Here is a 9,126-nt window from a genome sequence, read left to right as displayed (position 1 = left end):
CGGCCGGCTCGTCTTATGCTTGTCGGGGCTAGGAAAAAATGAACTACTTTTTTCCCTGATCAAGGCGCTTGCGCTTTTCTTATCGTCAGAATTCCTTTCAAAGCAATCCACACCCAGCAAAATATCCTGTCAGCCTTTCTAACATCTTCACTGACAAGAGCAGAAAAATCAGTTAATTTTTGTATATAAACTTATTATCAAAGGGGAGAAGTCAAATGAATCAACGTTATGAAATTAAATTAGCTATGCAAATCTTACAATTAGATAAACTACGAGATGAATTATATGAAGAACTCATGAAAACAATGGGCTCTAAAGGACACGAGCTTTTAAGAAAACTTCAAAACGCCTAACATTTAAAGGAGGGAAAGAAGTTGACAACCCACTTACGAAGAGGCCTTGAACGACTTAGACAATTTTATATTAATAAATTAGTTAAGTCGGACTTGTTTTATTCTTCCACTGAGCTTCAATCACTTACCATCAGCGAATTGGAGATTCTTTATAAGAAAACAATGCCCTCTAAAAAATAATGTCCTTCTACTCCAAAATTATTAAGCATAATAGTTAAAATATCCATTTTCATGTGAGAAAATGTAACGTATAATATTAAAAATATTCTAATAATGGGCAACAATGGGGTGTGGTGAGCGACTAAAATGGCAAAAGATATGTCATACAAAGATAAGAAGGTTATTACAATTGGTATTGTTAGAGATTTAACCGGACTCTCCGAAAGACAAATACGTTATTATGAAGAAAGAAAATTGATTTTCCCTGAAAGATCTGCTGGCGGAAGCCGCAAGTTTTCCTTTACCGATGTAGAATTATTAATGGATATCGCCAACAAAATTGAGGACGGAATTCAAACCCATGAAATTAGAAAAGAAATGCTCCGGGAACAAAAGAAACAAAATCAGGATGAAATCCGGCGCAAAATGATTCAGGGACAACTTAATGCCCAATTCGGTATAAGAAGAAATTCATAACAGGTAAAGCCTCGATTCTAAATAGATTCGAGGCTTTAGTTTTACATAGCTATAGGGAGATTTCCTCTCCTGCTTTAAAAACCATGTTAGAAAATCTTCCACGGTTATAGATAGCACCTCTTAATTAATGTAAAGTTACAAACATAGACGATGTAATAAAAATTAACATCATTAAATAAGGGGGAGAATAAATGGATACTACATTCTTAATGAATAGTCTTTGGGTTATGTTAGGAGCGGTACTTGTAATTTTAATGATCGGCGGTTTTATCCTCTTAGAAACAGGATCAACTCGTATGAAAAACGCAGGACATATAGCAGGTAAAACCATTTTAACATTTAGTATCAGTTCCATTATATTTTGGGCCGTTGGTTTTGGATTAATTTTTGGAAAAGGCAACCCTCTGATTGGCTTCTCCAATTTCTTTTATTCAGGCTATGACATGGATAGTTTATCACTCTCAGGTGCTGTTTTCTTCATGTTCCAATTAGCTTTTGCAGGAATATCATTAACAATTGCATTTGGCGGATTCGCCGAGCGTGCTAAACTAAGCGCATATCTTGTTTTTGCAGTACTTTTCTCAGTCATTGTATACCCTCCTATCGCTCACTGGATTTGGGGCGGCGGCTGGTTAGCTGAACATGGTAAACAAGACTTCGCTGGATCTACAGTTGTTCACTTAACAGGTGCAATGGCAGCCCTAGCTGCTACTATTCTTTTAAAACCGCGGATCGGGAAATACAACAAAGACGGTTCCGCTAATAATCTCGCTGGTCATAACCAAGTATTTACAGCTTTAAGTGTTTTACTATTATGGGTTGGCTGGTTTGGATTCAACGCTGGTAGTACATTATCTGTTGACAAAGGTTTCTTTGGATTTGTTGCTTTAAATACCAATCTAGCAGCCGCTGCTGGAACCATAGCAGCTATGATTATCTCTTGGATGGTATTAGGCAAAGCAGACGTACCAATGATGTTAAACGGCGCTTTAGCAGGACTTGTTGCCATTACAGCATCTTGTGCCTTTGTTGAGACTTGGGCGGCAGTACTAATTGGTTTTATCGCTGGAATATTAGTATTTTATAGCATTCGATTCTTTGAAAAAGTTAAAATCGATGATCCAATCGCAGCACTATCTGTTCACGGAGCTGCAGGGGTTTGGGGTACTTTATCTACAGGGTTTTTCGCAACAAAAGAATTAGCAACTGTTGGAAAGCCAGGGTTATTTTATGGCGGCGGATTACATCAGTTAGGCGTTCAAGCATTAGGGGTTTTCACTTGTGCAGCATTTGCCTTTATTGCCTCATTTATTATTTTAGCCGTGATGAAAAAGGTAATGAATGGGTTACGCGTCACTGAAGAAGAAGAAATTATCGGGCTTGATATGAGTGAGCACGGCAGTTACGGATACCCTGAATTAGTAAAGGTAGAGCAGCAATTTAAAGTTCAATCATAATATCATGGCGGTCAACCCCTTTTTTAAGGGCTTGACTGCTATTTCCATTTAGGGGGTGTACATGTGCATCATGATCCATATTCAGAAACAGTTCAATATCGTGACGAACACCTAAAAAGTGTAAGTCATGATCATTTTAAATTAAACGAACTCCATCTCAATATCTTTCAACGGATAACAGCTATAGCCCTTACCCAAGTTTCAAATTACTACGGTCCGCCTCCTTCCCCGTTCACATTCTTTGTTATGGGAAGTGCCGGCAGGATGGAACAATCTGTATGGAGTGACCAAGACCATGGAATCATATATCTCGATTCCTCCGACGAAGCAAAAACATACTATTTAGCACTAGGTAAAGAAATATCCAAAGGACTCTATCAAGCTGGTTACCAATATTGTGACGGTGGCGTAATGGCCTCAAACCCCTTCTGGTGCAAATCACTGAATGAATGGGAGCAGCAATTATCGAAATGGATGGTTGAATCTACATGGGAATCAATCCGCTACCTCCTCATTTTTTTAGACGGCAGAGCTATTTATGGAGAGAGCTCCTTTATTAGTAAGTTGAAGGGCCAGATTTATCAAAACATGAATCAACATCATTTATTGGCAAAATCATTAAGGAATACTCTTCATCTAAAAAAAGGAATCAACGTACTAGGCCAGCTTTTAGTAGATACACACGGTCCGCATGCAGGAAAACTAAATATTAAAGAAATCGGCCTTTTTCCGTATGTGAATGCGATCCGGCTCCTCTCAATGAAAGAAAAATCACACGAAACCTCTTCACTTTTACGGATGGAAAAATTACCGGATTCTTGTTTTCCTGCGAACGACAAATCCTTTTACAAGAAGCAATTCTTAAAGCTCCTAAACTATCGTTTATTATTTTCCGACCATAAGGACTATGATTCAGGACACTATATATCGATTAGCAAGCTAACAAAAGATCAAACAAAAGAAGTAAAGGAAATCATTAAAAATGGAGCTGCCCTTTTTCATCATATAAAAAGGTTACTAGAAAAGGATGGTTCAGATGAGGATGAATGAGATGATTCAATTTTTTAGACAATTATCCGGCAAATTAAATTCTAATCTATATGCAAGCCTCCCAAATCAAACCTCTCTTCAGCAAATGGCTTTCCTTAGAGAAATACAAAGAGAAATGAAACAAAAGAATAGTTTGGATATACCATTGAAAGAGCTAAAGGTAGTTGTATTTGATTTAGAAACAACCGGTTTCTATCCAGAAAAGGGTGACCAGATCATTTCGATTGGCGCAATTAAAATGACAGGGACTCAAATTATGGAACAAGAAACCTTTTATACATTAGTAAAATCCACTCTTCCATTATCAGAAGAAATTTCAGCATTAACCAATATTTACGAAAAAGACTTAATCTCCGCACCAGATGCCAGAGATGCGCTCATGAAATTCTTCCAGTTTATTAAAAGCGATCTTCTAGTCGCACACCATGCGACCCATGAACAATCCTTTATGAAAAAAATGACCAGCGATGTATTACGAACAAGATTTGACCATCGGATTGTAGATACATCCTTTCTCATCCGTCTAGCAAACCCCTATATGAAATCAGCACCGCTTGAAGATGTTTGCGTGGAATGCGGCATTGAGGTAAAGAACCGCCACCATGCCCTTAACGATGCCCTTATGACAGCAAAAGTTTGGAGACATTATTTACAACTAGCAGAGGAAAAAGGATTCTTATATTTACGTCAAGTATATGAATATTTAGCGAAAATCGGTTAAAAAACTACTATACTAATCTAATATTTTTTACTACTAGCCTAGTAATTTTTAAAGAGACTTTAATCCTTCTCTACCTTACTTACTACTGATATTTCTTCGAATTCTTCCTCCTTACTTTCAAAGAATAAAAAATTTTTTAAAAATTTTTTATTTCAAAATTCCTTATCAGACCAACGATGAAAACGCTACCAGATTATTTGATTTATTTGAATTGTCAGATTTTTATATTGACCATGTTCTCGATTGGTTGTATGATAATCGAAAATAAATCATTCATCTTTAACAATGCCTTTATTCCTACTTATGGAACTGAGTGATTGAAAAAGAATTGTCATAATCGACGTAGTGGCTTGTTATCCAGAAGATGCAAACCATGTCATTGTCAGTTAGGAGCTAAAAAAATGCGTAGCGATATGATTAAAAAGGGAATTGATCGTGCTCCCCACCGCAGTCTATTATATGCAACAGGGGTAAAAACGAGTGACCTAGAAAAACCATTCATCGGAGTTTGTAACTCGTATATTGACATTATCCCAGGACATAAACACCTTAATCATTTCGGTGAAATTGTAAAAGAAGCCATCCGTGAAGCCGGAGGTATTCCATTCGAATTTAATACAATCGGCGTTGATGATGGAATTGCTATGGGACATATTGGAATGCGTTACTCCCTTCCTAGCCGTGAAATCATCGCGGACAGTGCTGAAACTGTAATTAACGCACACTGGTTTGATGGTGTTTTTTACATTCCAAACTGCGACAAAATCACACCAGGAATGTTAATGGCTGCCGCAAGAACCAACGTACCATCTGTTTTTGTTTCTGGCGGTCCAATGGAGGCTGGTGTTTCACCAACGACAGGAAAAAATCTTTCTCTTACTTCAGTTTTTGAAGGCGTTGGTGCTTATCACAACGGGACAATCAGCCAACAGCAGCTGCTTGAGATTGAAACCAATGCCTGCCCTACTTGCGGCTCATGTTCTGGAATGTTTACAGCAAACTCCATGAACTGTTTAATGGAAGTTTTAGGAATGACAGTTCCTGGTAATGGAACAATGGTTGCTACTTCCGAAGAAAGACATGAACTAATTAAGCAAGCAGCAAGACATCTTATTGACTTAATTAAAAACGATATTAAACCACGTGACATCATTACAAGAGAAGCTATTGATAATGCCTTTGCACTTGATATGGCAATGGGCGGCTCCACTAATACTGTATTACACACGTTAGCGATCGCTCATGAAGCTGGTATCGATTATGATCTTCGCGAAATTAATAAAATTGCTGAAAGAGTTCCATACCTTTCTAAGATTATGCCAGCATCTGATTATTCAATGGACGATGTTCATCGTGCCGGTGGTGTAAGTGCCATCATCAATGAACTCTATAAAGTCGAAGGTGCTTTGCATGATAACTGCCTAACGATTACAGGAAAAACTCTTCATGAAAATGTGAAGGAAGCAACAATCACAAATGAAGCTGTCATCCGGACAAAAGATAATCCATATAGCCCAGTTGGTGGACTATCCATCCTATTTGGAAACATTGCTCCAGATGGTGCAGTAATCAAGGTTGGCGCTGTAGATCCTTCGATTAAAACATTCTTAGGTGAAGCAATTGTGTTTGAATCCCAAGATGAGGCATTAGAAAGCATTCATAATGGAACGGTAAAAGCCGGCCATGTAGTAGTTATCCGCTACGAAGGACCAAAAGGCGGACCAGGAATGCCGGAAATGCTAGCTCCTACCTCCGCTATTATGGGCCGAGGCTTAGGAAAAGAAGTTGCCTTAATCACAGATGGCCGTTTCTCCGGTGCGAGCCGTGGAATTTCCATCGGCCATATCTCACCTGAAGCAGCAGAAGGCGGACCAATTGGTCTTGTTGAAAATGGTGACAAAATTGTAATTGATCTCGAAGCACGTTCCATTGAACTGATCGTGGACGAAGAAGTGTTAGCTGAACGACGTCAGAACTGGGTAAAACCAGAGCCAAAAATTAAATCTGGTTATCTAGCAAAATATGCAAAACTCGTAACTTCTGCTAATACTGGCGGGGTAATGAAAATATAGATTTATCTAAATGGGAATATCTAGTACTCCTCCCCTTCCCTAAGGAAGCTAAGGTACTAAAATTTGTTTTTGACTATTAGACAAAGAAATATATAAAATCGATGACGGGAATAAAGGAATAAGAACTTGTATTTTCAGAGAGCTGGGGTTGCTGGAAGCCCAGTAATACAACTTATTCTGACATCATCCCTGAGTGTTGGGCTGAAATGTGATCCAAACTAGGCTCAATCAGGTGGTCATTTTAAAACCACCTGTTACCAAAAGAAGCGTTACTTTTAGTGATGCTTCCTAAGGCAGTATTTGTGAGGATACTGTAAAAAACGGGTGGTACCGAGAAAATGGAAGGCCTATTCTCCCCGATTATTCTGCTAATTTTTTTGTTAATGCAGTTAATTCGAGGAGAATAGGCCTTTTTGATTGCTTTTAAAGATTTATAGTCAAATTTCGACTTTTTCCAATAAAATTTTCTGTTTATTTACAAATTTCTATATTATAATACTAATATAATAAATTTTTATTTTTCGACATTTACATTTCAATTTTTACCCTTAAGGAGGGATTATGACGTGAAAGTAGAAGCAAAAAAGCTTGCGGTCCAAACGAATACTGAACCAAGAATCGGTGCAGACCTTCTTATTGACTTACTAATTAAAGAAGGTGTAGAAACACTGTTTGGATATCCCGGTGGTGCTGTTCTACCAATATATGATGCGATATATCGCGCCCAGGGTAAGATCAAGCATATTCTCTTCCGACATGAACAAGGAATGATCCATGCGGCTGAAGGTTATGCCCGAGTTACAGGCAAACCTGGCGTTGTCCTTGCTACATCTGGACCAGGCGCAACAAACCTTGTTACAGGAATAACTGATGCGATGATGGATTCTCTGCCACTTGTTATCTTCACTGGGCAGGTAGCAAGAAGCGTAATCGGAACGGACGCCTTCCAAGAGGCCGATGTTATGGCGATTACAACACCAATAACCAAACATAACTTTCAAGTACAAGCGATCGAGGACTTACCACGTATCGTTAAGGAAGCTTTTCATATTGCTTCTACCGGACGGCCAGGGCCAGTCTTAGTTGATGTCCCTAAAGATATCTCCGCCGGAATACTAACCGAAGAACCTGAAGAAGCAAGCATTAATTTACCTGGATACCAGCCAACAACAAAGCCAAATCCATTACAAATTAAAAAGCTTGCCGAATCTATATCAAAGGCAATCAAGCCTGTAATTCTTTCAGGTGCAGGTGTTCTTCATGGAAGAGCATCAGCCGAATTAACAGCTTTTGCAAATAAACACCAAATTCCTGTAGTTACTACTCTACTAGGACTTGGCACTTTCCCAGCAGATAATCCACTTTCGTTAGGAATGGGAGGAATGCATGGAACATATGCAGCTAACATGGCCATTTACGAATGTGACCTGTTAATCAACTTTGGAGCCCGATTCGATGACAGACTTACAGGGAACCTTAAACACTTCGCACCTTTTGCGAAGGTTGCCCATATTGACATCGATCCTGCCGAGATTGGTAAAAATGTTCCTACACATCTTCCAATTGTTTCTGATACGAAAGAGGCACTTAGCGAATTGCTTGAGCAGGAAATAGAATCACCTAACACTGCTGAATGGCGGGAAAAATTGAGCCAAAACAAACAGGAATATCCGCTTTGGTATAAACATGATCCAAACGGAATGTGTCCGCAGTGGGTGATTGAAGCAGTCCATAAAGTAACAAATGGTGATGCCATCGTCTCAACCGATGTAGGACAGCATCAAATGTGGGCAGCTCAGTACTACACCTTTAAGCAGCCTCACCGCTGGATTACTTCTGGCGGACTTGGAACAATGGGCTTTGGCTTCCCTGCCGCAATTGGCGCACAAATTGCCGAACCGGATAGTACGGTTGTAGCGATTGTTGGGGACGGCGGCTTCCAAATGACACTTCAGGAATTAGGGATTATTTATGAAAGAAATCTTCCTGTAAAAATCATTATTGTCAACAATGGCGCCCTAGGTATGGTTCGCCAATGGCAGGAACTCTTACATGGAAACCGGATTTCAGAATCGATTCTTCCTACACAGCCTGATTTTGTCAAACTTGCTGACAGTTATTCGATTAAGGGCTATCGGGTTAACAATCAGGAAGAACTTATCACGGTTTTACCGGAAGTATTTGCCCATAATGGTCCGGTTTTAGTTGATTGCCGTGTCCTGCAGCAAGAAAAAGTATTCCCGATGATTGCCCCTGGTAAAGGAATTCATGAAATGATTGGGGTGAAACCATGAAACGGATCATAACAGCAACCGTTCAAGACAGGAGCGGTGTCCTAAACCGCGTCACTGGCCTCTTGCAAAGGCGCCAGTTCAACATTGAAAGTATTTCAGTTGGCCCTTCCGAAACTGAGGGTATTTCTAAAATGACCCTGGTAGTGGAAGTTGAAGACGAACAGCGTCTTGAACAGGTAACCAAACAATTAAACAAGCAAATTGATGTTTTAAAGGTATCTGATATTACGGATAAAGCCATTGTCGCCCGCGAACTGGCCCTTATCAAAGTAGCATCTAACAGCCAATTGCGCAGTGAAATCAACGGGATTATTGATCCGTTCCGTGCCTTAATTATTGATGTAAGCAAAGACAGTCTTGCCGTCCAAATTACAGGACGTCCTGATAAAATTGATGCCTTGATTGAAATGCTTCGCCCATACGGCATTAAGGAAATTGCAAGAACCGGTCTGACTGCCCTCCAGCGTGGGCACCAGCCACAAGTAAACGATCTAGCAACATATTCACTATTAAAATAACAATATATCTGAGAGGATGATTCAT

Annotated in this window: 9 protein-coding genes; all 9 read left to right on the top strand. The window is 39.4% G+C overall.

Going from position 1 to position 9,126, the window contains the following annotated elements:
• Positions 1-215 precede the first annotated feature (215 nt).
• Positions 216-353, top strand: coding sequence for a hypothetical protein (locus CVD27_RS28215; protein ID WP_176541029.1), 138 nt, complete (start codon positions 216-218; stop codon positions 351-353).
• Between the two features lie 21 nt (positions 354-374).
• On the top strand, positions 375-533 hold the full coding sequence (fbpA, locus tag CVD27_RS16510; protein WP_101648988.1) for a Fur-regulated basic protein FbpA: 159 nt from the start codon (positions 375-377) through the stop codon (positions 531-533).
• A 138-nt stretch (positions 534-671) separates the two neighbouring features.
• Positions 672-989: a MerR family transcriptional regulator gene (locus tag CVD27_RS16505; protein WP_308301801.1), complete on the top strand. Its 318-nt coding sequence runs from the start codon at positions 672-674 to the stop codon at positions 987-989.
• A gap of 191 nt (positions 990-1,180) precedes the next feature.
• Positions 1,181-2,446: an ammonium transporter gene (locus CVD27_RS16500; protein ID WP_101648986.1), complete on the top strand. Its 1,266-nt coding sequence runs from the start codon at positions 1,181-1,183 to the stop codon at positions 2,444-2,446.
• Between the two features lie 63 nt (positions 2,447-2,509).
• The gene (locus CVD27_RS16495) at positions 2,510-3,496 is read left to right on the top strand and encodes a DUF294 nucleotidyltransferase-like domain-containing protein (protein ID WP_101648985.1); all 987 of its coding nucleotides are present in this window, start codon (positions 2,510-2,512) and stop codon (positions 3,494-3,496) included.
• Complete coding sequence (locus CVD27_RS16490; RefSeq protein ID WP_101648984.1) at positions 3,483-4,217, top strand: exonuclease domain-containing protein; 735 nt, start codon at positions 3,483-3,485, stop codon at positions 4,215-4,217. The genes CVD27_RS16495 and CVD27_RS16490 overlap by 14 nt, the downstream gene beginning before the upstream one ends.
• Before the next feature lie 401 nt (positions 4,218-4,618).
• Positions 4,619-6,289 (top strand): dihydroxy-acid dehydratase, encoded by a 1,671-nt coding sequence (gene ilvD, locus CVD27_RS16485; protein ID WP_101648983.1) that lies wholly within the window; start codon positions 4,619-4,621, stop codon positions 6,287-6,289.
• A gap of 566 nt (positions 6,290-6,855) precedes the next feature.
• The gene (gene ilvB, locus CVD27_RS16480; protein ID WP_101648982.1) at positions 6,856-8,583 is read left to right on the top strand and encodes a biosynthetic-type acetolactate synthase large subunit; all 1,728 of its coding nucleotides are present in this window, start codon (positions 6,856-6,858) and stop codon (positions 8,581-8,583) included.
• The gene (gene ilvN, locus CVD27_RS16475) at positions 8,580-9,101 is read left to right on the top strand and encodes an acetolactate synthase small subunit (protein WP_098527357.1); all 522 of its coding nucleotides are present in this window, start codon (positions 8,580-8,582) and stop codon (positions 9,099-9,101) included. The genes ilvB and ilvN overlap by 4 nt, the downstream gene beginning before the upstream one ends.
• Positions 9,102-9,126 lie beyond the last annotated feature (25 nt).

It is taken from the genome of Neobacillus cucumis (assembly GCF_002860255.1).
Lineage (GTDB): Bacteria > Bacillota > Bacilli > Bacillales > Cytobacillaceae > Neobacillus > Neobacillus cucumis_A.
Note: the sequence above shows the minus strand (reverse complement) of the source record. Positions and strands in the feature narration are given on the sequence as shown.